Origin of the sequence: Tritonibacter aquimaris, from assembly GCF_009617595.1 — a bacterium.
Classification (GTDB): domain Bacteria; phylum Pseudomonadota; class Alphaproteobacteria; order Rhodobacterales; family Rhodobacteraceae; genus Epibacterium; species Epibacterium aquimaris.
Map to the genome: position 1 here is coordinate 634,220 of NZ_WIXK01000001.1, position 25,936 is coordinate 660,155.

The 25,936-nt window shown below is 58.0% G+C and carries 21 protein-coding genes; 12 read left to right on the forward strand and 9 right to left on the reverse strand.

Annotated elements, in window-relative coordinates; genetic code table 11:
* Positions 1-20: 20 nt before the first annotated feature.
* On the reverse strand, positions 21-1,748 hold the full coding sequence (locus tag GG681_RS03040) for an O-linked N-acetylglucosamine transferase, SPINDLY family protein (protein WP_153544910.1): 1,728 nt from the start codon (positions 1,746-1,748) through the stop codon (positions 21-23).
* A 225-nt stretch (positions 1,749-1,973) separates the two neighbouring features.
* On the opposite strand from GG681_RS03040, the gene GG681_RS03045 reads away from it, so the two are divergent.
* Genes GG681_RS03045 through GG681_RS03060 form a run of 4 tightly spaced genes read left to right on the forward strand, consistent with a single transcriptional unit; the run spans position 1,974 to position 5,738 of the window.
* Complete coding sequence (locus GG681_RS03045) at positions 1,974-3,119, forward strand: acyl-CoA dehydrogenase family protein (protein WP_153544912.1); 1,146 nt, start codon at positions 1,974-1,976, stop codon at positions 3,117-3,119.
* A gap of 14 nt (positions 3,120-3,133) precedes the next feature.
* Positions 3,134-4,165: an enoyl-CoA hydratase/isomerase family protein gene (locus tag GG681_RS03050; RefSeq protein WP_153544914.1), complete on the forward strand. Its 1,032-nt coding sequence runs from the start codon at positions 3,134-3,136 to the stop codon at positions 4,163-4,165.
* Positions 4,166-4,199: 34 nt separating this feature from the next.
* On the forward strand, positions 4,200-5,072 hold the full coding sequence (mmsB, locus tag GG681_RS03055) for a 3-hydroxyisobutyrate dehydrogenase (RefSeq protein ID WP_153544916.1): 873 nt from the start codon (positions 4,200-4,202) through the stop codon (positions 5,070-5,072).
* 12 nt (positions 5,073-5,084) lie between these two features.
* Positions 5,085-5,738 carry a Crp/Fnr family transcriptional regulator gene (locus tag GG681_RS03060; protein WP_153544917.1) on the forward strand — a complete coding sequence of 218 codons (654 nt, stop codon included), beginning with the start codon at positions 5,085-5,087 and terminating at the stop codon, positions 5,736-5,738.
* A 17-nt stretch (positions 5,739-5,755) separates the two neighbouring features.
* On the opposite strand, the gene GG681_RS03065 is transcribed toward GG681_RS03060, so the two are convergent.
* Positions 5,756-6,265: a helix-turn-helix domain-containing protein gene (locus GG681_RS03065; RefSeq protein WP_153544919.1), complete on the reverse strand. Its 510-nt coding sequence runs from the start codon at positions 6,263-6,265 to the stop codon at positions 5,756-5,758.
* A 231-nt stretch (positions 6,266-6,496) separates the two neighbouring features.
* Between GG681_RS03065 and GG681_RS03070 the strand changes: the two genes are divergently transcribed.
* Positions 6,497-6,703: a YgaP family membrane protein gene (locus tag GG681_RS03070; protein WP_153544921.1), complete on the forward strand. Its 207-nt coding sequence runs from the start codon at positions 6,497-6,499 to the stop codon at positions 6,701-6,703.
* A 53-nt stretch (positions 6,704-6,756) separates the two neighbouring features.
* Here GG681_RS03070 and GG681_RS03075 read toward each other — a convergent pair whose 3' ends face one another.
* Entirely contained in the window at positions 6,757-7,869 is a 1,113-nt protein-coding gene (locus GG681_RS03075; protein WP_153544923.1) for a TauD/TfdA family dioxygenase, read from the reverse strand.
* Between the two features lie 368 nt (positions 7,870-8,237).
* Between GG681_RS03075 and GG681_RS03080 the strand changes: the two genes are divergently transcribed.
* Positions 8,238-8,516, forward strand: a complete 279-nt coding sequence (locus GG681_RS03080) for a hypothetical protein (RefSeq protein ID WP_153544925.1) — start codon at positions 8,238-8,240, stop codon at positions 8,514-8,516.
* Between the two features lie 91 nt (positions 8,517-8,607).
* Positions 8,608-9,075, forward strand: a complete 468-nt coding sequence (locus tag GG681_RS03085; RefSeq protein ID WP_153544927.1) for a potassium channel family protein — start codon at positions 8,608-8,610, stop codon at positions 9,073-9,075.
* Positions 9,076-9,142: 67 nt separating this feature from the next.
* On the opposite strand, the gene uvrA is transcribed toward GG681_RS03085, so the two are convergent.
* Positions 9,143-12,001: an excinuclease ABC subunit UvrA gene (gene uvrA, locus GG681_RS03090; RefSeq protein WP_153544929.1), complete on the reverse strand. Its 2,859-nt coding sequence runs from the start codon at positions 11,999-12,001 to the stop codon at positions 9,143-9,145.
* 733 nt (positions 12,002-12,734) lie between these two features.
* On the opposite strand from uvrA, the gene GG681_RS03095 reads away from it, so the two are divergent.
* Positions 12,735-13,664: a vWA domain-containing protein gene (locus tag GG681_RS03095; protein WP_153544932.1), complete on the forward strand. Its 930-nt coding sequence runs from the start codon at positions 12,735-12,737 to the stop codon at positions 13,662-13,664.
* Between the two features lie 99 nt (positions 13,665-13,763).
* Here the strand turns inward: GG681_RS03095 and lpdA are convergent, their stop codons facing one another.
* The 5 genes from lpdA to GG681_RS18060 form a co-directional block, all read right to left on the reverse strand.
* Complete coding sequence (lpdA, locus tag GG681_RS03100) at positions 13,764-15,158, reverse strand: dihydrolipoyl dehydrogenase (RefSeq protein ID WP_153544934.1); 1,395 nt, start codon at positions 15,156-15,158, stop codon at positions 13,764-13,766.
* Positions 15,159-15,387: 229 nt separating this feature from the next.
* The gene (locus tag GG681_RS03105) at positions 15,388-15,966 is read right to left on the reverse strand and encodes a DUF924 family protein (protein ID WP_153544936.1); all 579 of its coding nucleotides are present in this window, start codon (positions 15,964-15,966) and stop codon (positions 15,388-15,390) included.
* 140 nt (positions 15,967-16,106) lie between these two features.
* Positions 16,107-17,372 carry an MFS transporter gene (locus tag GG681_RS03110; RefSeq protein WP_153544938.1) on the reverse strand — a complete coding sequence of 422 codons (1,266 nt, stop codon included), beginning with the start codon at positions 17,370-17,372 and terminating at the stop codon, positions 16,107-16,109.
* Between the two features lie 169 nt (positions 17,373-17,541).
* Positions 17,542-18,591 (reverse strand): tRNA preQ1(34) S-adenosylmethionine ribosyltransferase-isomerase QueA, encoded by a 1,050-nt coding sequence (gene queA / locus GG681_RS03115; RefSeq protein WP_153544940.1) that lies wholly within the window; start codon positions 18,589-18,591, stop codon positions 17,542-17,544.
* 49 nt (positions 18,592-18,640) lie between these two features.
* Positions 18,641-22,054 (reverse strand): YhdP family protein, encoded by a 3,414-nt coding sequence (locus tag GG681_RS18060; protein WP_153544942.1) that lies wholly within the window; start codon positions 22,052-22,054, stop codon positions 18,641-18,643.
* An 84-nt stretch (positions 22,055-22,138) separates the two neighbouring features.
* Here GG681_RS18060 and GG681_RS03125 point away from each other — a divergent pair, with 84 nt between their 5' ends.
* The 4 genes from GG681_RS03125 (at position 22,139) to GG681_RS03140 (ending at position 25,894) form a co-directional block, all read left to right on the forward strand.
* Positions 22,139-22,600 (forward strand): peroxiredoxin, encoded by a 462-nt coding sequence (locus GG681_RS03125; protein WP_153544944.1) that lies wholly within the window; start codon positions 22,139-22,141, stop codon positions 22,598-22,600.
* Between the two features lie 374 nt (positions 22,601-22,974).
* Positions 22,975-23,820, forward strand: a complete 846-nt coding sequence (locus GG681_RS03130) for a ferritin-like domain-containing protein (protein WP_153544946.1) — start codon at positions 22,975-22,977, stop codon at positions 23,818-23,820.
* A 258-nt stretch (positions 23,821-24,078) separates the two neighbouring features.
* Positions 24,079-25,407, forward strand: a complete 1,329-nt coding sequence (locus GG681_RS03135) for a DUF5930 domain-containing protein (RefSeq protein ID WP_153544948.1) — start codon at positions 24,079-24,081, stop codon at positions 25,405-25,407.
* Positions 25,397-25,894, forward strand: coding sequence for a bactofilin family protein (locus tag GG681_RS03140; RefSeq protein WP_153544950.1), 498 nt, complete (start codon positions 25,397-25,399; stop codon positions 25,892-25,894). Before GG681_RS03135 ends, GG681_RS03140 begins: the two co-directional genes overlap by 11 nt.
* Positions 25,895-25,936 lie beyond the last annotated feature (42 nt).

Genomic DNA, 25,936 nt, shown 5'->3' on the forward strand with positions numbered 1-25,936 from the left:
CACCCCCAAAGCTGCGCATTTTACAGCGTTAGGTCTTCGGGTTTCAGCCCGCTTTCGGCGCGCAGCAGCGCGCGCTCAAGCATCTGTTCCCAATTACGGGTGAAGCCTTCGGTGTCAAACAAGGCAGTGTTTTCGCGATTTTGGGCGATTTTTTCGCGCAGCGCCTGCAGCTGTTCAGGATCACGGGCCAGCTCCAGAATACGGGCTTCATATTCTTCGGGGCTATGGGTGACGAGCTCAGGCATATCAAACGCATGCAGCACGCTTGATGCTACCCGTGCAGCGAATTGCTGCCCTTCAAGCGTCACGATCGGCACCCCTGACCACAGCGAATCTGAAGCGGTGGTATGGGCGCAGATGTTGAACGTATCCAGGAACAGATCCGCCTGTTTCAGCCGGGCCAGATGATCTGGCTGCGAAACCGAGTCACAGAAGATCAGGCGATCCGCGGGGATGCCGCGTTTTTCTGCCTCAGCTTCAAATCGCGCCTTTGCCGCTTCTTCGCGGCACCACATCCAAAGCACGCTGCTGTCAACCTCGCTCAGCAGTCGCATCCAGATGTCGAACTCCTTGGGGGTCACCTTGTAGTTTGCATTGAAAGAGCAGAACACGAACGCGTCTTCGGGCAGCCCCAGCGCCGCGCGGCTTGGCACCACTTCGGCAATTTTGCGGGTGTTGTCAGTCACCTGATAGCAATCAGGCATATACATGACGTTTTCACTGTACCACTTGCGATTTTGCTTTGGAATCATATGTTTATCGGCAACGATATAATCGATCTCTTTGCAGCCAATTGTGCCGGGATGGCCAAGGTAGGACACTGTGACAGGTGCAGGCTGATGGACCAGGATCTGCGGACGCCCGCCCATTGTGTGCCCTTTGAGGTCAATCGCAATATCAATGCCAAGCTGACGCGACAGCGCTGCGATCTCGCCATCTGTCACTTTCTCAACCACATGGTGATGATCCGCTGTCGCTTTGATGCGCGGCATCCACTCTTTTGAGGCCATGCCATTGGTATAATCAAACAGATGGATTTCGAATTTTTCGCGGTCATGCAGCTCAAGCATGCGGATCATCAGCCGCATGGTGGCGTGATCATAGAAATCCGACGAATAATAGCCGATGCGGATCTTTTCTCCGGCCTGACGGATGCGCGGGGCTGGGCGCTGAATGGCAGGTTTCGGATAGGTTTTGGCAACATAGCTTTCGCAGGTTTTCTGCTGCAGCTCGGGATCATCCGCCAGGCCAAGGAAACTGCCCGGGCTTAGCGTCACCACCAGGGATTTGAACGCTGTCACCCCGGCCTGGATCGCGTCAAAATTGCTCCAGTCGCTGCGCTGCATGTCGATAAAGCTTTTGCGCGCCAGCGCTTCGGTGTGATCCGGTTCAAGCTGCAGAACCTTATCCAGCAGGCTAGCCGCATCATCCAGACGCCCAAGCCCAAAAAGCGCCGCTGCAATATTGACCATCAAGTGACAGTTGCCGAGGTTGCGTTTAAGCGCGAGCAGATAATATTCAATTGCTTTGGCGTAATCGGCGCGCAGAAACTCTGCTTCGGCAAGTGCAATATCCAGCAGGCTGTTCTCTGGCACATACTCTTTTGCTTCGAGCAGCGCGCCCACCGCTTCATCGATGCGCCCTTGCCCGGCGAGCGTACCAGCAAGCGTAACAACGCGCTGAATACTTGGGGCTTGCTGTGCAACGACAGGTGCGGAACTGGCAGAGGTTTCCATTTGATGGTGCACTGTGCTTCTCCTCAGTACAGGTATGCAGTCGCAAATTCTGCAATGCGACACTCAATTGTGAGCAGTTTTCATCCAATCCTCTTAAAATTTCCTCTCCACCTTCGAAAAATTACCCAATGCATTAATGCAAAGCAGCTTTGCAATCGCGCGGGTTGCCTCTGCATCTGTGTATGGACTACAATTAAACAACCGTTCAATTCGACCTTGCCGATGGGAGGAGAGGCTATGGATTTTGCATTGACCGAGGAACAGAGTGCTATTTTTGACCTCGCTTATGATTTTGGCCAGACCCAGATCGCACCACATGCTCAACAATGGGAAACCGAGGGCACCATCCCGAAATCGCTATGGCCTGAGCTGGGCGCGCTTGGCTTTGGCGGGCTTTATGTCAGCGAAGACAGCGGCGGTGCGGGGCTTTCGCGTCTGGATGCCACATTGGTATTTGAAGCGCTATCAATGGCTTGCCCTTCTGTGGCCGCATTCCTGTCGATCCACAATATGTGCGCCAAGATGATCGACAAATACGGCAGCGACGCAATGAAAGCCTCGGTGCTGCCGGCAGCGATCCAGATGGAAACCATCCTGTCTTATTGCCTGACTGAGCCGGGTTCGGGATCAGATGCAGCGGCGCTGAAAACCCGCGCGGCCAAGATCGACAGCGGTTATCGCCTGAATGGCACCAAGGCGTTTATTTCTGGCGGCTCTTATTCTGATGCCTATCTGACCATGGTACGCACCGGCGAAGACGGGCCCCGCGGCATTTCCTGTGTGCTGGTAAAAGACGGCACTGCCGGTCTCAGCTTTGGCGCGCTTGAGCAAAAGATGGGCTGGAAAAGCCAACCGACCGCGCAGGTGCAATTTGATGATTGCGACATCTCTGATGCGGATCTTGTGGGCGAAGAAGGCAAAGGCTTCAAATACGCGATGGCCGGCCTTGATGGTGGCCGGTTGAATATCTCGGCCTGCTCACTCGGCGGGGCGCAACAGGCGCTTAATCAGACCCTGCAGTACATGTCTGAGCGCAAGGCTTTTGGCCAAAGCATCGATCAGTTTCAAGCGCTGCAATTCCGTCTTGCCGAGATGGAGATTGAACTGCAGGCTGCGCGTACTTTCCTGCGTCAGGCCGCATGGAAGCTGGATACCGGCGCCCCGGATGCGACAAAATTCTGCGCCATGGCCAAGAAGTTTGTCACCGAGGCGGGCTCCACCATTGTGGATCAATGTCTGCAGCTGCATGGGGGCTATGGCTACCTGTCGGATTATGGCATTGAAAAACTGGTACGCGATCTGCGGGTGCACCAAATTCTGGAAGGCACCAATGAGATCATGCGCGTGATCACCGCCCGCCACCTGCTGCAAGAACAGCGCTGAAGGAGTTCGCCATTATGTCCGACCTTTCCATCCGCGTGACCGGCAAGGCCGGACGTATCACACTGACCCGGCCCAAAGCGCTGAATGCGCTGACCCATGACATGAGCCGTGAGATCGATGCGGCGCTGATCGCCTGGGAAAATGATCCCGCCGTTGAGCTGGTGATCATTGACGCCGAAGGTGACAAAGCCTTCTGCGCCGGCGGTGATGTTGCTGATATCTATCACGCCGCCAAAGGGGGCGACTTTCAGGCCGCCCGTGATTTCTGGCGCGATGAATACCGTATGAACGCCCGTATCTTTGGCTACCCCAAACCAGTGGTCAGCTTTATGCAGGGCTTTACCATGGGCGGCGGTGTTGGCATCGGCTGTCACGGCAGCCACCGGGTGGTGGGCGAAAGCAGCCAGGTGACCATGCCGGAATCCGTGATCGGTCTGATCCCGGATGTTGGCGGATCACTGCTGCTTGCGCTCGCGCCTGGACGGCTTGGTGAATATATCGCCATGACAGCGGCACGGATGAAAGCAGCAGATACGCTTTATGCCGGGTTTGCGGATTACTACATCCCCGAAGCGCTGTGGCCCACGCTGATTGCCGCCCTCGAAGAGAGCGGTCAGGTGGGCGTTGTAACTGATGCAGCGCAGGATCCCGGTGTGGCCCCGCTCGCCAATCTGCAAAGCGAAATCGACACGCTGTTTGACGGTGAAGCGCTGAGCGATATTCTCACCCAGCTCGATCAAAGCAGCAGCGATCTGGCGACAGAGGTCAAAAAACGCATTGCGCCCCATTCCGCAATTTCCATGGCCGCAGCGGTTGAGGTGATCCACCGGTTGCGCGGCAGTCAGATCTCAATGGAGAAAGCGCTGGAGCTGGAATACCGCTTCACCTACCGTGCGCAGGAGATGAGCGATTTTCAGGAAGGTGTGCGGGCCCAGCTGATTGACAAAGACCGCACCCCCAAATGGAAATACCCAGATAAAAACGTGCCGACCTCGGTGATTGCGCAGCTGTTGATGCCTTTGGGCGATGCAACGCTCACGTTTTAAATCAGCGCATATTGGCACGACGGAGGAAAGACAGATGAAAATTGCATTTATTGGCCTAGGCAATATGGGCGCGCCAATGGCGTCAAACCTGTCACAGGCAGGCCATGACCTTGTGGGTTATGATGCCGCGGGCGTTACGGTTGAGGGCGTCTCAGTTGCCACAAGCGGCGCGGCGGCGGCTGATGGCGCGGATGTGGTGATCACTATGCTGCCCAATGGCGCGATCCTGCGCGCGGTGGCCGATGAGGTGGTGCCCGCGATGAAAGACGGGGCGCTTTTGCTGGATTGCTCCACCGTGGATGTGGACAGCGCCCGCCATGTGGCCAAGCAGGCCGAAGCTGCCGGGAAAATGGCGGTGGATGCGCCGGTTTCAGGTGGCATCGGCGGCGCGGCTGGCGGCACGCTGACCTTTATGGCTGGTGGCAGTGCCAAAGCCTTTGCCCTTGCGGAACCGCTGTTTGACATCATGGGCCAAAAGGCGGTGCATTGCGGCGAAGCGGGCGCAGGTCAGGCGGCGAAGATCTGCAACAATATGGTGCTTGGCGTCACAATGGCGGCCACCTGCGAAGCCTTTGCTTTGGCAGATAAACTTGGCCTTGATCGCCAGAAAATGTTTGATGTGGTCTCAACCTCTTCGGGTTACAGCTGGTCGATGAATGCCTACTGCCCTGCCCCGGGTGTTGGCCCCACCTCACCGGCTGACAATGGCTACCAGCCCGGTTTTGCCGCAGAGCTGATGCTGAAAGACCTGCGCCTGTCACAACAGGCCGCCGAAAGCGCCGATGCGGATACCCCGATGGGCCAGCTGGCAGAGCAGCTTTATAGCCAGTTTGTGGATCACGAAGATGGCAAAGGCCGTGACTTTTCGGCGCTGCTGCCCCGCTTTGAAAAACGCAGCCGTGGCTGATAGCGTCGGGCCATGACTTGGCTCGATTCTTCTCCATTGATGCGCAATATGGATGAGGCGGCGCTTGCCCGCCTCTCCCAGCTGCACCCGCTTTCGCTTCCGGATGATCAGGTGCTGTTTCGCCCCGGCGATGCAGTGCAGGGTTATGTGATCGTGCTTGAAGGCCGGGTTGATGTTGGGCTCTCTGGCGTCAACGGGCGTGAGATGCTTTTGTATTCCGTCACACCGGGGCAAAGCTGCATTCAATCCACGCTTGGCCTTTTGGGTGGCGAAGACTATTCAGCCGAGGCGCGCACCCGTGGCGATACCCGGCTGGTATTGTTGCCAAAATCGGCTTTCCTAGACCTTCTGGATCAATCAGATGCGTTTCGCGCGCTGGTAATGCGGGCGTTTTCCGACCGGATGCAGATGCTGATGCAGCTCTTGGAAAAAGTCACCTTTCAGCGCGCCGAACACCGGCTGGCCGAGCGGCTGTTGGTGCTGGATCACGGCGATGAGATCACCATCACCCAGGGCGATCTGGCCCGTGAAATCGGCACCGCGCGCGAAGTGGTGTCACGCCGCCTGGAAGCCTGGGCCAAGAAAGGCTGGGTCGAAACCGGCCGTGGCCGCCTGCGGGTGCTGGACCGCGCCGCGCTCCAGCGTTTTGCCGCCGCAGACAGTTAAGACACAACAGCCAGCGATCAGTTGCGGCGCAGGTGTTTGGCGACCTGGCGCTCTTCCCATTTCGCATCCAGGAACGGGAACAGCTCAAACACGCTCATCCCATGTGCAACAATGCCAATGCCCCAGCCAAGCGCCGGCCACAGAAACCAAAGATAGCCCGGGCTGGTCAGCAGGTTGACGCAAGCCAGCGCAAAGATCACCACACCATATTGGATTGCGTGATTGTAAAATCCGCGCATTTCACGCACGTGTTCGCGCGCCTGTTCCAGATCCGCCGCAGAAACACCCTGCGCGTCAAAACCCGCAGAACCATAATCGGCATCTGCTGCGCCTGATCGGGCATCACCGCGCTGCGCGGCTTGTAGGCGGGCAAAGTCCACATCCAGCGCTGCAGCAATACATTTCAACGTTTCTGCGCTGGCACTGCCGCCGCTTTCAAGCCGCTGCAAGGTGCGGCAGCTGACCCCGGCCATGCCGGCCAGATCTTCCTGGGTCAATCCCAGCTCCTGTCGACGCGATCTAATCATATGTGCTGCTCCTTCAAATTATTACCGCGACGCTAGCACAGAAGACCCGAAACACCACGACAACAACCCGCCAACGCCCCGTCATGTCGGGATTTTTGCACCTTTCGCAGGGGCTGCGACAGTTTGGCACCGGGCATCCTGCCTGCGTTGGTGACGGAGTCACAGACCCAGGTAAGGGCCCTTGTTAGTTTTATTACCAAGAGTTCAAACACACCATGACAGGAGATAACCATGATCAAGAACCTTGCCAGCTGGGACCGAATTGCCCGCCTTATCATTGGTGTTGCACTGGTTGCGGCCTATTTCGCGGGCATTGGTGGTGGCCTGATGGTCATCGGCCTGATTGTCGGCATTGTCCTTGCCGCGACTTCAATGATGAACCACTGCCCGCTTTATCGGATCTTTGGTCTTGCCACCTGCCCGCTGGAAAAACACTAATTTCCAGCCCGCAGACCAAAACGCGCCTGATGTCAGGCGCGTTTGTTTTTTCGTTACTCAGACTCGCGCGCAAGTACCCGCAAGCGGCTGTCCCAATCGCCGCGATCGACGTAGCAGCCATGCAGATGACGAAAGCCTGTGGTGGGATCAAACGATTCACGCCCATGCAGCACCCGGCGGTTATCAAACACCACCATTTCACCGCCGCTTAGGCGCAGTGAAATCACATAGGCCGGATCACGCAACATCCCCATGAACTTTTGGTAGGCGCGATAAAACGGCACCATCAGATCGGGATCCAGATCGACAATATCCGCAATATGCGCGTTAAAGCAGATCTCATCCACGCGCCCGTCACCATCCAGCACAATCAGCGTCTTGCGCGACCGGATATCGGTGTCTTTGTCCTGAAACCGGAACGGCACGGAAACCGTGGTCAAAATATCAAAGGCTTCGGGATCATCTGCGCGCAGATTTTCGGCAACCGCAACCCCATCACAGAAAGTAGAGCCGCCGCCCTCAGCCTCATTCGCTAGGCAATGCAAAAACTGAAAACCGGGGGGCAGCTCCTGATTGGTCAGGTCAGTGTGCAGCGGCAGCGCAACCGACGTATAGGCCAGATTGTTGGGATCCGGTTTCGACATTACCTCAAAGGTCAGGCCAAAATTGGTTTCGCGCAGATGGGCGATACGACGGGCAATATCGGTGCCCGCGTCAGTAGAATTGGCAAGCCCGGTGACAATCGCCAACCCGTATTTCTTGGTGTCGCGCAGCCAGTTGGCCAGCCCTTCACCGCTTGCCAGCACGGTCTTGGCCGGATGGCGCGGCACGCCATCAGCGCCAAGATCGGCGCGCCAAATGTGCGCGGGCACATCTGCTGGATCGCTGCGGCGCTGACCCGGACGGTGGGTTTTCAACCAGCTCAATTCAAACTCACTTGGTGTCTCACTGCCGGGCCAGGTCAGCAGCAACAGATCATCGCGCAGTTCAACATGGTCGGGGGTGATATCGATCGCCACGCTGGTGAGTTCAAAGATCCGCTCGCCGGTTTGCGGATGAAAGCCAGAGGGATCGGTGTCGCGCAGCCAGATATAGGGCAGTTTGGCGCAGGTCCCGTCAGACCAGCGCAGCTCAAGGGAATGTTCCCCGGTGCTCAAAGTGGGCATTATCAGTGTTCCTAGAATATATGTGGGTAAAGGCGAAGCTTCAGCCAAGCTGCGGCGGCGGCCACCATTCGTGAACCTTGCCATGCGGGTGTCCCGCAAATCTGCCTAAGACGCAGTACATATATTGGACCGTCCTGAGTTAAGATCTATTTTTGTCTCTTGCCTGAAACGCTTTGTCAATAATCTCGCGCGCACGAAAGCGGCAAACGCGCAGATCCTCACACTTTGCCCGCAGCCAAGGCCCTAGGTGCAACCGGCGCTTTGCCGTAAGCTGAGCAAAGCTGCAGGTCGCAAACAAACCTGCAGGCCATCACCTTGGGAGAGAGACATGTTCAAATTTGTACTTTACCCTGGCTCTGGCTGCTGCTGTGCCATCCACTGCCTTGGCCTCAGACGCTGATATCAAGGCCGCATTGGCCGGTAAAACCATCACATCGGGCAAATCGGTGATCAAGATCCGCAAAAACGGCCGTATGACCGGCAAGGTCGGCAAAAACGGCGATGTCAAAATCGAAGGGGCCTGGGCAATCCGCGATGGCAAATGGTGCCGCACCATCAAAGAACCCCAAAGCTTTTCCGGCACCGAATGTCAGACGCTCAGCTTTGGTGATGGCACCGTGTCGTTTACCGGCAGCCGTGGCACCTAGGAGTGGGTGATCAAATAAACCCATCCCGGCCCCCTTGACGCAGTGATGAAACCTGCCATTTCTGAACCTGGACAGACACAAGGGGGCCAGCATGGGGCTAATTCAACAACTGCTGCTGGGCACCTCGGTTCTGTGTATCTGCGCGTTGATCCATGTCAGCCTGCTGGCGCTGGCCTTGCCCTTGCTGATGCGGTTGGGGGATGCACATCGCAAACGCGATAATTTCTTCAGCGCCGCGGTCCTGATCTCTGTCGGCTTTGGCATCACCGTTGTGGCGCATACGCTGCAGGTCTGGGTCTGGGCCGCAACCCTGCTGCTGCTACAGGCCGCCCCCAATCTGGAAGAGGCGCTGTATTTTTCATTGGTGACCTATACCACATTGGGCTACGGCGACATTGTGCCGGGCGTTGAAATCCGCATGTATTTCACCCTTGCGGCCGTCACCGGGCTGTTGACCTTTGGTCTTAGCACCGCGTTTCTGGTGGGGCTGATCACCAAGGTACTGGCCAAATATGCAGACGCCGCCGAAGAGCGCGCCCACCGCAAGGATGTCACCTGATCAGCGCATTCCGGGCCTGATAGTCTGTGTGCGACCAGCGGGCTTGGCTGGTCGCTTCACTGATCACTCACTCCGCCGCAACTTTCTTGGCGGCAAGCATCGGTTTCAGATAGTGCCCAGTGTGGCTGCGTGGCTCATTGGCGATGTCTTCGGGCGTGCCAGTGGCGACAATCTCACCGCCACCGCTGCCGCCCTCGGGGCCGATGTCGATCACCCAGTCGGCGGTTTTCACCACGTCGAGGTTGTGTTCAATCACCACAACTGTGTTTCCCTGCTCCACCAGTTCATGCAGCACCTCAAGCAGTTTGCGCACATCTTCAAAATGCAGACCTGTGGTGGGCTCATCCAGAATATAGAGCGTGCGCCCGGTGGAACGTTTGGCAAGTTCCTTGGACAGTTTCACCCGCTGCGCCTCACCACCCGAAAGCGTGGTCGCCTGCTGGCCCACCTTGATATAGCCAAGGCCAACCCGCATCAGCGCATCCATTTTGTCGCGGATCGTGGGCACCGCCTGGAAAAACTCCTGCGCGTCTTCCACGGTCATATCCAGCACATCGGCGATGGATTTGCCCTTGAACTTGATCTCAAGCGTTTCGCGGTTGTAACGCGCGCCATTGCAGGTTTCGCAGGTGACATAGACATCCGGCAGAAAGTGCATTTCCACCTTCAACACCCCATCACCCTGACAGGCCTCACAGCGCCCGCCCTTGACGTTGAACGAGAACCGCCCCGGCTTGTAGCCGCGCGTCTTGGCCTCAGGCAGACCCGCGAACCATTCGCGGATCGGGGTAAACGCGCCCGTGTATGTCGCGGGGTTGGATCGCGGGGTACGGCCAATGGGGCGCTGGTCGATGTCGATCACCTTATCAAGATGTTCGAGCCCTTTGATGCTTTCGCAAGGCGCCGGGGTCTGGCGCGCACCGTTAAGGCGCATCGACGCGGTCTTGAACAGGGTTTCAATCGTCAGCGTTGATTTGCCGCCGCCCGAGACGCCGGTAACGCAGACAAATTTCCCCAACGGGAATTCAGCGGTGACGTTTTGCAGATTGTTGCCAGTGGCGTTGACCACTTTGACCTTTTTCTTATTGCCCTTGCGCCGGGATGTGGGCACCGCGATTTCGCGCGTTCCGGCCAGATATTGCCCGGTGGTCGAATTTTCATCCGCAGTGATCGCCGCCGGAGTGCCGTGGCTGACCACCTGCCCGCCGTGCACGCCCGCGCCAGGGCCAATATCAAACACGTAATCCGCCTGGCGGATCATGTCTTCGTCATGTTCCACCACAATCACCGTGTTGCCCTGATCGCGCAGGTTTTTCAGCGTGGTGATCAGCCGGTCGTTGTCGCGCTGGTGCAGACCAATCGACGGCTCATCCAAGACATACAAAACCCCCGTCAGCCCCGAGCCGATCTGCGACGCCAGCCGGATCCGCTGGCTTTCGCCGCCCGACAAAGTGCCAGAAGCGCGCGACAGCGTCAGATATTCCAGACCCACATTATTGAGGAACCCAAGACGCTCGCGAATTTCCTTCACAATCGCGCGGGCAATTTCCTGTTTCTGCGCGGTCAGATGGTTGGGCACATCCTCAATCCACGCCAGCGCCTGACGGATGGATTTTTCAACCACCTCACCAATGTGGATGCCACCGATTTTAACCGCCAACGCCTCTTCGCGCAGGCGATAGCCGCCGCAATCCCCGCAATGGCGGTTGTTCTGATAGCGTTCAAATTCTTCGCGGATCCAGTTGCTGTCGGTCTCGCGGTAGCGTCGCTCCATATTGGGAATGACACCTTCAAACACCCGCGTCACATTATAAACCCGCCCGCCTTCGTCATAGCGGAACTCGATTTCCTCATCACCTGAGCCATAGAGAAACACCTTCTGCACATTTTTGGGCAGCGCTTTCCAGGCAGTGTTTTTGTCAAACTCATAATGGCGCGCAATGGCCTCAATCGTTTGCAGGAAATACGGCGATTTTCCCTTGCGCCAGGGGGCCAGCGCGCCGTCATAAACCTTTAGGCTTTGATCCGGCACGACTAGGCGTTCGTCAAAAAACAGCTCCACCCCAAGCCCATCACAGGACGGACAGGCACCAAAGGGCGCGTTAAAGGAAAACAGCCGTGGCTCAATCTCGGGGATGGTGAAGCCGCTGACTGGGCAGGCGAAGTTCTCTGAGAATGTGATCCGCTCAGGATCGCCCTCACGCGGAGCGGTCTCAAGAATGGCAATGCCATCAGCCAGATCCAACGCTGTGCGCAAACTGTCGGCCAGCCGGGTTTCGATCCCCTCTTTGACCACCAGACGATCCACCACAACATCAATGTCATGGCGGTATTTCTTATCAAGCGTCGGCGGCGTGTCGAGCTCATGGAACTCCCCGTCCACTTTCACCCGCTGAAAACCCTGCTTGCGCAGCTCCAGCATCTCTTTTTTGTATTCACCCTTGCGGTCGCGCACGATCGGGGCCAGCAGATAGCCACGGGTGCCCTCCTCCAGCGTCATGATCCGGTCGACCATATCCTGCACCTGCTGCGCCTCAATTGGTTTGCCGGTGGCAGGGCTATAGGGCGTGCCTGCGCGGGCAAACAGCAGGCGCAGATAGTCGTAAATCTCGGTGACGGTGCCAACGGTGGAACGCGGGTTTTTTGAGGTGGTTTTCTGTTCAATGGAAATCGCAGGGCTAAGACCGCTGATATGATCCACATCGGGCTTTTCCATCATATCAAGGAACTGGCGCGCATAGGCCGAGAGGCTCTCAACATAGCGGCGCTGCCCTTCGGCATAGATGGTATCAAACGCCAGCGAAGATTTGCCCGACCCCGACAGCCCGGTGATCACCACCAGCTCATCGCGCGGAATGTCCACATCGATGCTTTTCAGGTTATGCTCGCGCGCACCGCGCACCTCGATGGTCTTCAGCTCAGCCATAATGCCCTCAGTTCCAGATACCGCCCCCCGAGGGCTCCCCTAGAGATAGGCAAAGAGCGGCGAGTCTCCAATAGAAAATTGCGAACAAAATACGAACAAGCGCGACAGAGCCACAAACTCAAGGCTAGATATCCCACTACAACGGGCCAATAACACCGCGCCACATACATCAACGCTTGCACCGCTGGCGCGGTGATACGGTTCAGGAAAACGCAGCAGACCTGTGCCAGCGCCATCGCAACGATACTCCAGACCTACGTGTTTTTCGCTGAATGTTTCGCAGGCCCCGTTTCACGGTGTCACTATCACGGTGTCATTTCACGGTGATTTTGCTCGGCAAATTGCAGAAGTCTTTATGGCAACACTAAGACCTTTTGCTCCAACTTGATTCAACTGCGATCCTCATGGGGCAATCCATAGGCTAAATTAAATCAACCTCGCCCGCTAAATAGTTGACTTCATGTAGATCAACGCAAAAATCCACACCCCGGCTAAGTGATCACCCGCCACCTCCTTTTGGCCTGCGAAATTCGGTCCAATTTGAACCATCCCGGCGCGGAAAACCTTGCGATATGATATATCTAGATCTGAACCCACGCGCAAAAGATCGGGGCGGACAGTCTTTTGAACTGTCATTCACGCCCTATGCGCCCCTCTCGTTTTGGTCAGGCTGACTACCCTGAACAAGACAGGCTGGTCCAACCCGGACCGGTCCACACACGGAGTAACGCAGATGGCCAGACAGTTTCCCGCCGCACTGCGCACCGCTGCTTGGGGTTTGGCGACGTGCACGGCACTCATCAGCAGCGCTGCGGCGCAGACCCCACGGGCAATGCTGGTGGTAGATGGGTCCAATTCCATGTGGGGCCAGATCGATGGCACCGCCAAAATCACCATCGCCCGCGAGGTGGTTCAGGATCTTCTCGCCGATCTGCCGCCGGATCTGGCGCTTGGGCTGACCGCCTATGGCCACCGGCGCAGCGGAGATTGCACCGACGTCGAAGTGCTGGTGCAGCCGGATGCCAACAGCCGCAACGCCATTCGCTCCCAGATGGAGCAATTGATCCCCCGCGGCAAAACACCAATGGCCGAAGCGGTACGTCAGGCCGCCGAAAGCCTTGGCGCTGCAAGCGGCCCGGCAACCGTGATCCTCGTGTCAGACGGGGTCGAAACCTGCGCCCCGGATGTCTGCGAGGCCGTGCGCGCGCTTAACGACAGCAGCGTTGATTTCACCGCGCATGTGATTGGTTTTGATATCCGCGACAAGGCCGCCCATGACCAATTTGCCTGTGTTGCCCAATCCACGGGCGGGCGCTACCTCAGCGTTGACAGCGCCGATGAGCTGAGCGCCGCCTTGATTGCCACAACCGCCCTGCCCGAACGGCGCGAGGCGTTGCCGCTGATTACCCAAGCCGGACGGGTGCATTTTGTCGCCTCCCACAAGGTGCGCGGCAAATTGCAGAACCTTCCGGCCCATTGGCAGCTGCACGATGGCAGCGGCGCATTGCTGATGACCGGCTTTCACAATTCGGGCGGGCAGATTGATCTGAAACCGGGCAGCTATCAGCTCACCGCAATAGATCCAGACAGCAAACGCCGCGAAACCCGCAAGATCCGCATCACCAATGGCGGCTCGATGCAGATCACCTTGATGTTTCCATAAGACTGGCCACGCTCCTGACGTGCCATTCCCAAAAGAAACGCCCCTCTCTAGAACGGAGAGGGGCGTTTCTTTACTGTTTCAGATGTTTGGCACGGTAGCCTACATGTGGATCACACGATCAAAGGCGTCGAGCACGCTTTCATGCATCATTTCCGACAGTGTCGGGTGCGGGAAGACGGTGTTCATCAGGTCTTCTTCGGTGGTTTCCAACTGACGGCCCACCACATAGCCCTGGATCATCTCGGTCACTTCGGCACCAACCATATGCGCGCCCAAAAGTTCACCGGTTTTCGCGTCAAACACGGTTTTCACCATGCCTTCCGGTTCACCCAATGCGATGGCTTTGCCATTGCCGATGAAGGGGAAGCGACCCACTTTGATGTCATAGCCCAGCTCTTTGGCTTTGGCTTCGGTGTAGCCAACGCTGGCGACCTGCGGATGGCAGTAGGTGCAGCCCGCAATGCTTTCGGGTTTGACCGGATGCGCGTGTTTGCCCGCGATCAGATCGGCAACCATCACACCTTCATGGCTGGCTTTGTGCGCAAGCCAGGGCGCGCCAGCGATATCACCAATCGCATACAGCCCGTCCACACCGGTGCGGCAGTAGGCATCGGTCACCACATGGGTACGATCCAGTTTCACACCCAGCGCCTCAAGGCCCAGACCTTCGACATTGCCCACAATCCCAACGGCCGAGATCACGGTGTCAAACTCTTGCTTTTCAACCTTGCCACCCACTTCGATATGAGCGGTGACTTTGCCTTTGGCACGATCAAGCTTTTTGACCATGGCTTTTTCCATGATCTTCATGCCCTGTTTGACAAAGGCTTTTTTGGCAAAGGCAGAGATTTCCGCATCTTCCACCGGCAGCACCCGGTCCATCACCTCGACCACGGTCGTGTCGGCACCCAAGGTGTTGTAGAAGCTGGCAAATTCAATACCGATTGCGCCCGAACCGATCACCAAGAGCTTCTTGGGCATCTTCGATGGTTGCAGCGCGTGTTTGTAGGTCCAGACCAGATCACCGTCGGCCTCAAGACCGGGCAATTCGCGGGCACGGGCACCGGTGGCAAGCACGATGTTTTTTGCCGTGAGCTCTTCGGTGCCTTTTTCGGTTTTCACCGAAACCTTGCCCTTGGCTGGGATGTTGGCTTCGCCCATCACCACGGTGACTTTGTTTTTCTTCAGCAGATGGCCGATACCACCAGAAAGCTGCGACGCGACCCCGCGGGAGCGTTTCACCACCGCATCCAGATCATAGCCGATGTTTTCTGCCTTCAGGCCAAAGTCCTTGGCGCGTTCCATCAGGTGGAACACTTCAGACGAGCGCAGCAGCGCCTTGGTGGGGATACAGCCCCAGTTCAGGCAGATACCGCCCAGATGTTCCCGTTCTACAACGCAGGTTTTCAGCCCCAGTTGTGCAGCCCGGATCGCCGCCACATAGCCGCCGGGTCCGGCGCCGATTACGATCACGTCAAAGTTCTGTCCGGCCATGATGCTCCCTCTCCGAAATCAGGGTCTCAAAAATTAGTTTACCATTAAACTACTTTTCAAATCACCGCAATGACACAAGCACATATCTGCCATGCGAGTATGAAGAATTGCTATAGACCTCAAAACAAAAGGTTTTTTTCGCCACACATTCAAGAAGGCATAAAAAAAGCCGCCCCAAATCTGGAAGCGGCATCAGAAACGGGCCCGAAAGCCCGTTTTTTGCGGAGATTTATTCTGCCGCTTGCAATGTACGCACAGTTGACCCGTAGCCACCCGCATCCACATAGTCGCGCTCGGCATTGCTGGAGTTGCGACCCAGCGCATCATTGCGATAAGGGAAACGGCCAAACAGGCGGATCACTTCGCGATGGGCGCGCGCATGCAGCAGATTGCCAAGCCCGTGTTTGGGCATCCGCTCCATGAACATCCGCACGCAGCGTTCCTGATCCACCAGGTTTTCGGAGTGCATCAAAGGCAGGTAGAAAAACTGGCGCGCCGGTTCATCAATTTTCAGATCCCATTTCTTATCGAGGGCCGCCTTGGCCACCGCCCGTGCCAGACCGTCGGTTTCAAACGCCCGCGCGTCGCCGCGGAACATGTTGCGCGGCAACTGATCGGTCAGAATGAGATAAGCAAGCGCGCCGCTGGGATAGGTCATCCACATGGAAAACTTGCCCGCACAGGCCGCCTCCCAGGTGCTTTGGAACTGCTGCCGGATCTCACTGTCCAGCGCGGTGTCCTGGATATACCAGCCTTTTTCTCCAACCTTATCCAGCCAGAATTCGAGGATCTGTTCGGGCCCTTGCATCGGGATGCTCTCCGTAAAAATACCTATGTCTCATCATAGGCGCGTTTCACGGGGTATTGGCAAGCGCCTCCGCAGTCACAATTTGCGACGTGCGGAGGATTTGCTGAAATAAACGGCATGTTTTCTTGAGTTTACCGCTATCACTGGTCATTTTCCTGCTCTTCGAGCTCGGTCTCAATGACATATTCCTGCGCCCATTCCGCCGCAACTGCAGTTGCAGTCGGGGCCATAACGGCCATTGGACCGGTTGCTTCCAGATCCACAGTTGGACGCTGCGTGGTGCGGTAGGCTGCATAAAGGCCAATCGCCGACAGCAATGTCGCCATAAACAGGAAATAGCCGGCAGGTCCAAACTGCTGATCCGACATCAGCCAGCCGGTCACCAGCGGGCCAGCAACCGCACCCAATCCATTAATGAACACAAGCCCACCAGAGGCCGCAGGCATTTCCTCATGCGACAGAAAATCATTGGAGTGGGCAATCAGAAGCGAATAAAGCGGCGTGGTCATCCCCCCGATTACAAACCCCGCGCCAAGCAGCATCAGGTAGTTTTCAGGCTGCATCATGCAGACAAACCCAGCGCAGGCACCAATCCCCGCCGCAATCATAATCACCAAGCGTCGGTCCATTCGGTCTGACATCCAGCCGATCGGGAATTGCAAAACCAATGCGCCGACATAGAACGACGACACAAAAGCAGAGGTCTGTGCAATCGACAGGCCCACATTGGTGGCCAGGACCGCCGACATGCCAACCTGCGCCGAAAACGCACCACCAAGCAGGAACATGCCTACAGCACCCAACGGTGAGGCTTCCTTCAGCTCTTTCAGGCTCATGGGTTTGGCGGTTTCAAACATAGGTGTCGGCGAAATCGACAGCAAAATCGGTGCAAATGAAATCGAAACCGCAATCGAGGCAATCACAAACGGCAGGTAATCCGAAGGGCTACCCACCAGCAAAAGCCCCTGCGCGCCGACAAACCCCAGCGTCATCACCATCATATAAAGCGACAGCGCCTTGCCGCGGTTTTCATTGTCCGCCGCATCATTCAGCCAGCTTTCGGCCGTGACATACACGCCCGAAAAGCAAAACCCGATCATCACCCGGCCAATGCCCCAGACAATCGGATTATCCAGCGCGGGATAAACAATGATCACCGCTGAAATCAACGACCCAAGTGCCGCAAACACCCGTACATGGCCTACCCGGCCAATCATCACCGGTGCCAGCCGCGAACCGCCCAGAAAGCCTGCAAAATAGGCCGCCATAACCAGCGAAAGCTCAATGTTTGAAAACCCAGCCAATGAGCCGCGCACCCCAAGCAATGAGCTCTGCAGCCCATTGCCCAACATCAGGAGGCCAACTCCCAGCAAGAGCGCCCAAGCGCTCGACAGAACTTGCAACATAGCGGCACCTCTCCCCGCGTACGGGCGGGGACTTGAAATTGCGAGAAATGGCTGACGGCCCGGTCCGGATTTTCGCCCGAGACTCAAACAGATCAGCTCCACCATCTACGCGATGGCAGAGCAGCCTTGTCTACGCCAAATCACGACATTTCTAGTCACTTTGCGGCAATCAGGGAATTAACAGCGACGCATCACCATAAGAAAAGAAACGATACCGCTCTGCCACCGCATGGGCATAGACCTGTTTCATCCGCTCTTGCCCCATCAGGGCTGAGACCAGCATCAAAAGCGTGGACTTGGGCAGGTGAAAATTGGTCATCAGCGCATCGCATACGCTGAACTTAAACCCCGGATAGATAAAGATATCCGTTTCCCCTTCCCAGGGGGCAATGGCGCCGGTGTCGCGGGCCGCACTTTCAATCAGACGCAGCGCGGTGGTGCCCACGGGGATCACCCGGCCGCCCGCGTCTTTGGTGGCCTTGATCTCGGCGGCGGCAGCGGCGCTGACACTGCCCCATTCCGCGTGCATCTTATGGGTGGTCACATCCTCGACCTTTACCGGCAAAAACGTGCCCGCCCCCACATGCAGCGTCACATGGGTGAACGTGACCCCTTTGTCTGCCAGCGCCTGCAACAGCCCGGTGTCAAAATGCAGCGACGCAGTCGGGGCCGCAACTGCACCGCGGTTTTTGGCCCAGACGGTCTGATAGTCTTCTTTGTCTTGTTCATCGGCGGCGCGTTTGGCGGCAATATACGGTGGCAGCGGCATGGCACCCGCCTCATTCAGCGCCGCGTCAAAATCATCACCGCTGAGATTGAACCGCAGATGTCCCTGCCCGTCCTCAACCGCCTCCAGCTGCGCAGACAGCGTTTCAGAAAACACGATCTCTTCGCCGATCTTCACCTTGCGCAGGGGCTTCAGCAGCCCCGCCCAGCATCCATCGGAGCGTGGCTCCAGAAGCGTCACATCCACCTTGGCCGCAACCCGCCCCTGGGCACTGTCGCGAAACCGCTGACCAAACAGGCGCGCCGGAATCACCTTGGTGTCGTTCAACACCAGCCGGTCACCGGGTTTGAACCACGTGAGCAGATCACCCACATGCTGATCGTGAATGGCATCCCCCTCGGCCACCAAAAGCTTGGCGGCACTGCGCGGGGTGATTGGACGGGTGGCAATCAGATCTTCGGGCAGATCAAAATCAAAATCGCTGAGTTTCATGGGCCGCTCTCTTACTGAGGTTTTTCCCCTATGACCAGAGCGCAGCTGATCAGCGTTCCTCGCGTTCTTCGCGCCGTTGTTGCAGCGATTTGCGCGGCGGGCGCACTTCACCCGGAGCCAAGGGCGCCTCACGGCGGAAAATCTCACGCAGGAACCCCGGCGCAAGCCCCGACAGCGGGTTGACCGACACATCCGGATCATCGGCAGTGCCGCGCAGATTGAATGCAAACCCGATCAACCCCTCGCCCTTGCGGGTCAACACACTGCCGACGACGTTCAGTGCATAGATCGGCGACAGCACCCCGCGCATATCCAGACGGCTATTGCGCAGATCATAAACCCCATCCATCGACAGGCCGATTGACGGGCCTACTGCGCTGCTTTTGTGCACTTTGATATGGGTTGGCGCGAGCTCAAAATCCGCTTCCACCTTGGTAAAGAGTAACCCGTTGCCGGTCAGTTCGGTCACCAGCCCCACAAGGCTGACCGCATTCACCAGCGCCAGCATCGCAGGTGCGCGTTTCACCCGGATGTTTTCTGCCACCACCCGACCGCGGAAAAGTCCAGCGCGCCCGGTGGGTTGCAGCGTCATGTCAAACCGGCCCCCTTCGGCGTGGCGCAACACCCCGGCCGAGCGAAACACACCGCCGGCGTTTTCAGCCTGAATACGCATCGCCATGCCCGCAGCCTGCGGCACCAGCACGCCGTTAATCGGGGTCTGCCCGTTCAGGCGTCCGCGAAACTGCCCGTTGACGCCGCCCGAGGTTTGCACCCGTCCGCGCGCATCCGTCAGCGCAATGCTGTCGGTAACCTGAATCCGATTGAGCGCAAACTCAATCGGTCCAATCCCAGCGCCGCCAGAGCCGCCGCCAGAAGACCCGCCAGATCCGCCCAATGTGCCAAATGGCGCGCGGCGCAGATCCAATTGCCCCCCAGTCAGCCGCACCGCTGGCGCTGCCCCGCCGCGCCCTGCCAATGTGGCACTGCCCTTGAGCCAATTGCCAATGGATAGCGCTGTGAACGTGGCCTCATTCAAACCTCCGCCATCGCGCAAGCTGATCCGACCACGCGCGTTCAACCCTGCGGTTTCAAGCTCAAGCGCCTCAACCGCGGGGCGCTCGCCCAATGCCACCTTCAGGCGCAGATCGCCGCGCCCATTGGTGGATTTTGCCCAATCGAGCGAGGGAATGCGCAACCGCACCCCCCGCAAATCAGAGCGCAGCGTTAATTCGGGCACCGCGTCTTTTGGCAGGCTCACCTTGAAATCCGCCTGCCCTTTGCCGCGCACCATGCCGCGTGGCAGCCCCACATTAAACGCATCAAGCGCCTCGGGGCTCAGCTCGACCCGACCGGCCACATGATGTTCACCCGCGCCACCTGCCAGCGGCAAATACCAACGCGCCGTGGCAGGCACCCCGCTCAGCGCGGCGTCCCCTTGGATGGCAACATAGCTATTGTCACCACTCAGGCTCAGCTCACGGGCGGTTAGGGTATAGTCTTCTACCAGCGTGTCGCTTTTGACCCCATAGATCGTGCCGGCATAGTGATACTCCACCGCGGAAATCGGCAAATGATCTTTCAAAGGCAGGGCCAGCGTGCCGGTTGCCTCAACATAGCCCGCGCTCAGATCGGTGCCGAGCCCCGTGTATTTCAGCACCTGCAGCGGCGGCTGATTGAGCATGCTAAGCGCGGCCTGCACCGCACCTTTGGCGGCAATACGCACCACCGCCGGGCTGCCGCCTTTGACCGAAAGATCCGGGATAATAAACGAAGTGCCCGCCGCATCGAGCGCGCCACCTTCCGGCGGGGTAACCCGGCCCGCACCAAGGCTTGCCACCAGACGATCGCCGTGAATGGAAAACTGTCCCTGCGCATCGGTCAGATGTGGCATCTGTTTCTGATAGCGCACTTCCAGCCCCTGAAACCCAAGGCTAAGCGAAACAAACGGCGGTGCATCGCCCTGGCTGCGCAATGAAATCTGCGCATCCCGCCCGATGCCCGCCAGTATATTGTCACGCACCCATTGGCGCGCTTTGGGCGGCGCGGTGACCGGCCACAGTTCCTTGACCTGATCCATCGTGGCGTAATCCACCGTCCCATCCAACGCATAGGCCCAGCCTTCCGGCCCGGTCCAGATCTCACCGCTCAGATGGGCGGTGCTTTGGCGGTGGGTCACGGTTGCTTCGCCCAGACGGAAACGGAACGGGTTCAGCTCAAGTTTGAAATCGGTGGTGACACCGGGGAAAGACTGTTCACTGTCATAAAGCTTCAGCGGGTTCAGGCTCAGATCGGAAAACCGCAGCTGCCCCACCAGATCGGTGAGCTGGCCGTTTTCAATCCCGCTGAGCCGGGCCACCCCCTCCATCTGACCGCTGCCAAGATCCGACGACACCTCAAGCGCGTCAAACTGCAGGATCTGTTCCGCCGGGTAATAGGTGAAATAGCTGCTGGCCCCGTCAAAGCTGACGGGCCGCGCCTGTGGATCTGGCTGCAATGCGCCGCGACCCACATCAAGATTGGCGGCCACCGGATTGAGCCCGCCCTCGCTGTCCAAACTGCCGCGCACCGAACCCGAAATCGGTGCGCGCAAAACGTTGAGCCATCCAAGCGCCGGACTTTGCACCGCAATGTCTTCGCTGGCCAGATCAGTAAAAGAGATGCCAAATTCAGCCGCAGTATCACCAATGTCTGAGGTGTAATTGGCCTCAATCGCGCCCACCGTGTCACCACCACCCAGCACCGAAAACCCGGCCGACAACGCCAGTTCATCGCGGTTGCGATCCATAGTTAGGAAACCACCGTCCAGGGTCCAGGCGCGATTGATACGCAGATCTTCATAGCGCAGCGAGATCGCCTCAACCTCAACCGCGCGCAACGCGCTCAGCATCGGCAGGTCAAAATAGGCATCCCATTGTTCAATCAGATCCGGCAGGTTCTGCGCCTGACGCACCGCAGTGCCGCCATCCGCAAGGCTCAGCGCCATCTGCTCACCGTCCTGGCGCAGCGTGGCCAACACCCCGCCAAGATAGATATCCTTGGGCTGGAAGCGGCCGTAAAACAAGCCGCCAAGCGAAATCGCCGCCGCCATATCATTGAGCTGCGCCGCCGCCTGCCCATCGGGGTAACGCAGCACCACATCGCGCAGCGCCACCCGCGGACGCAGCCCTTCGTTCAAGATCACCCGCAGCGCGCCAAATTCAATCGACAGCTCACCCAGCTGCGCCTCAATATGGGCTTCGATCTTTTCACGCGCCCAATCGGGCACATCAATGCTGCGCTCTTTGGAGATATAAACAAGCCCGATGCCAAACCCCACAAACAGCACCAGCGCAAAAATTGCACGGCGCAACATGCGGCGTAGCCCCTGGTTGCAGGCCCGACGCCAGGCAGACACGCGCAAAGCCTCAGGCGGTGCCGTGCCTTGCGTCACCACCGCATCCGAGCTGGAATTTTCACGCTCCACTGCGATCTTTGTTTTCCTTTGCCTGCGCTGATCTATATCTAGCGGGTCTTGTTTTGAATTACCCTAATCGAGAGACCCAATATTATGCTCAACCCCTCCGATCCAGCCCCGGATTTCACGCTGCCGCGCGATGGTGCAGATGCAGTGACGCTGTCTGCGCTCAAAGGCCAGAAAGTGGTTTTATTCTTTTATCCACGCGATGATACGCCAGGCTGCACCAAGGAATCCATCGGATTTTCCCAACATCTGCAAGGCTTCGCCGATGCGGGCACCACGGTATTTGGCATCTCGCGCGACACTTTGGCAAAACACGCTAAATTTACCACCAAACATGAGCTCACGGTGCCGCTGTTGTCAGATGCCGAAAGCACGGTCTGCGAAGACTATGGCGTCTGGGTTGAGAAAAACATGTATGGGCGCAAAAGCATGGGCATTCAGCGCGCAACCTTCCTGATCGACGCTGACGGCAAGATCGCCCGGATCTGGCCCAAAGTAAAAGTCCCCGGCCATGTGGAAGAGGTGCTGGAGGCTGCACAAGCGCTTTGAACCTCACCTAAACTCATCGCTTCGCTGCAAATCCCATGTGCTCCCGCCCCTGCGGGTGCGCAAAGCGCCCCCTGGCAGCGTTGGGCCCGGCGCCCCGCTGACGCGCGGCGCACCACCGCTCAACCTTTGGCGTTTGCTCTGGAGCCGCCCATCACCTGTCCCCGATGGGTCAGCGCGCGGGCTGGGATGCCAGAAAAATCGCCGAGGGGCCCCTTTGGGGATGCGGCTATTTTACTTGCAGCGCAGCCTGTGCGATGGCAGGGGACAGATCAGGTGATGGGAGGATCCAGAGCTTTTGCTTTGGTGAGCCTTTGATCCTTTTTACTTTTTGTGCCAGCTCACAACAACTTTGCCTTACATTTGCGGATCTTTCGATGACAGACACCCCCTCCACTCTTGCTGAAATGGCGCAGGCCGTGCTCACCACGGCGGATGGGCGCGAAAAAACCGCGCTGTCGCATCGCTACGCTTCAAAATGGCGAGCCGCACGCGCGGGCGATGCGCCTGAAATCGCCATTGGCACCGCCAACCCGCCGCTGCACCCGGCGCGCCCGGACAAACCCGAGCTGCTGAACCCGCGCGATGTGCCCAAACGCAAACCGGGTTCTGAAGCCGGGCGCAAGGCGCTGATCCACGCGGTCGCCCATATTGAACTCAACGCGGTGGATCTGCATTGGGACATCATCGCCCGGTTTTCCCATGTGCCGATGCCCTTGGGGTTTTTCGACGACTGGGTGCAATCCGCCGACGAAGAGAGCAAGCATTTCAATATGATGTGTGACTGCCTTGAAGATCTTGGCAGTTTTTACGGCGACCTGCCTGCCCATGCTGGCATGTGGCGCGCCGCCGAAGACACCGCCGATGATCTGATGGGACGGCTTGCGGTGGTGCCGATGGTGCTGGAGGCGCGCGGCCTTGATGTGACCCCCGGCATGATCAAGATCTTCAAAAACGCCAAACTCGACCGCGTGGTGGACGCGCTGGAACTCATCTACGCCGAAGAAGTGGGCCATGTGGCCTATGGCGCGAAATGGTTCAACTTCCTTTGTGGGCGCGACAATCTCGACCCAAAGGCGTTGTTTCATGAGCTGGTGCAAAAATACTTCCGCGGCGCGCTGAAACCACCCTTCAACGAGGAAAAACGCGCCGAAGCGGGTCTGCCGCCAGATTTCTACTGGCCGCTTGCGGATGAGGTGCGCCCCCTGCCCGGCTGGCAATAAAACGCAACATGGTGCCTGCGCGCGCATTGATGCGCAGGGCCGCCAATTCGTGACATCAGCGAAGACATTGGTGACAGCATCGGCGAAAATTCGCTCAAATTTAGCCGCATTTTTGGTGACTTGCCCTGCTTTTAGGGCTGCACACCACCTGCGACAGCCGAAACACTTGCTGAATGGCGGCAGTCTAGCTATTTCCTTTCGGCAGTGTGCAGTGGTGAAGCCGCTGCCGCTGGAGGGAATAACAAACGGAGCGCTGGGATGCGAACTCGTCTTGGCATCAAGATCAACGCCAAATTGGAACGTCACTTCCCCGAACGCCGGGTGTTTGTGAAGTCCGATGACGACACCCGTTTCATTCGCCTACGCCCTGCCACCCAATTGTTCTGCGCCGCGGGCATCACCGCTGTTGTGACCTGGTCGATTGTCGCCTCGGCGATTGTGATGATGGACAGTATCGGCTCGGGCAATTTCCGCGAACAGGCCAAACGCGACCAAAGCACCTACCGCGAGCGACTGAATGCGATCTCAGTAGAACGCGATGACCGCTCTGCCGAAGCGCTGGCGGCACAGAAACGATTTAACGCGGCACTGGCGCAGATCTCGGCGATGCAGTCTGAGCTGCTGGAATCTGAAACCCGCCGCCGTGAGCTGGAAACCGGCATCGAGGTGATCCAGACCACGCTGCGCGAAACCATGACTGAACGTGAACGCGCCCGCAAAGCCCTGGCAGAGCTGCGCGAAAGCGCCCAGGAAGGTGGCGCACAGTTTGCGGCGGCTGCCCTGCCTGCACAAATGGATTTTGTGGCTGAAGCGCTGTCAGAAACCGCGCAGGAACGCGACCGTATTGAAGCTGATGCACGCCACGCGCTGGAAGAGCGCGACGCGCTCAAGCTTGAAATCCGCCTGATGGAAGAGCGCAACGACCAGATTTTCCGCCAGCTCGAAGAGGCAATGGCAGTTTCGGTTGAACCGCTGGACAAGATGTTCCGCCAGGCTGGCATGGCACCGGATAACATTCTGGAACAGGTGCGGCGTGGCTATGATGGCCAGGGTGGCCCGCTTGAACCGCTTGCCATGTCCACCAGCGGCGCACCGCTGACGGCAGATGCGCTGCGCGCCAATGATCTTTTGGCCAAGATGAGCCAGCTTAACCTGTATCGTCTGGCGGCGGAACGTGCGCCTTTTGCCGAACCTGTCCGCCCCGGCTCCAGCCGTTTCACGTCAGGCTTTGGCTATCGTCGCCACCCCATTACCGGCGGCCGCCGCATGCACAGTGGCATCGATCTGGCAGGCCCAACCGGCACCGATATCTATGCCACCGCAGATGGGGTTATCTCCTTTGCGGGCTGGCAGTCCGGCTATGGCCGCATTGTCACCATCAAACATGATTTTGGCATTGAAACCCGTTACGCCCATAATTCCAACATCCGCGTCAAGGTAGGCCAAAGGGTCTCGCGCGGGGATCACATTGCTGATATGGGTAACACCGGACGGTCCACCGGGACCCACCTTCATTATGAGGTACGGGTCAATGGAAAACCAATAAACCCGATGATCTATATCAAGGCTGCAAGAAATGTTTTCTAAAAGCAAAATCAACGAGCCCGGCGCAAAGGCCGACACCCCAACACCGGCGCCCACTGCGGCCCCTGCTCCGACGGCACCAGTTGCCCCCAGCAGCGACTTCAAAGCCAGCAGCGCCGCCAAGCCAAAACCGGCTGCCTCACTCTTGAGCTCAGACCTGCACATCACCGGCAATCTGAAAACCAGCGGTGACATCCAGGTTGAAGGCACCGTGGAAGGTGACATCCGCGCCCATCTGCTGACCATCGGCGAAAGCGCCACCATCAAAGGCGAAGTCACTGCTGATGACGTGGTGATCAACGGCCGTATCGTTGGTCGCGTGCGTGGCCTGAAAGTGCGCCTCACCGCCACCGCGCGTGTCGAAGGTGACATCATTCACAAAACCATCGCAATCGAGAGCGGCGCCCATTTTGAAGGCTCCGTTCAGCGTCAGGACGATCCGCTGAACCCGGGCAAAGCAGCACCAAAAGCGGCCCCAGTTCAGGGCTAAGGCCGACACACAAGCCGATCACAATACTCAAAGCCCCGGTCT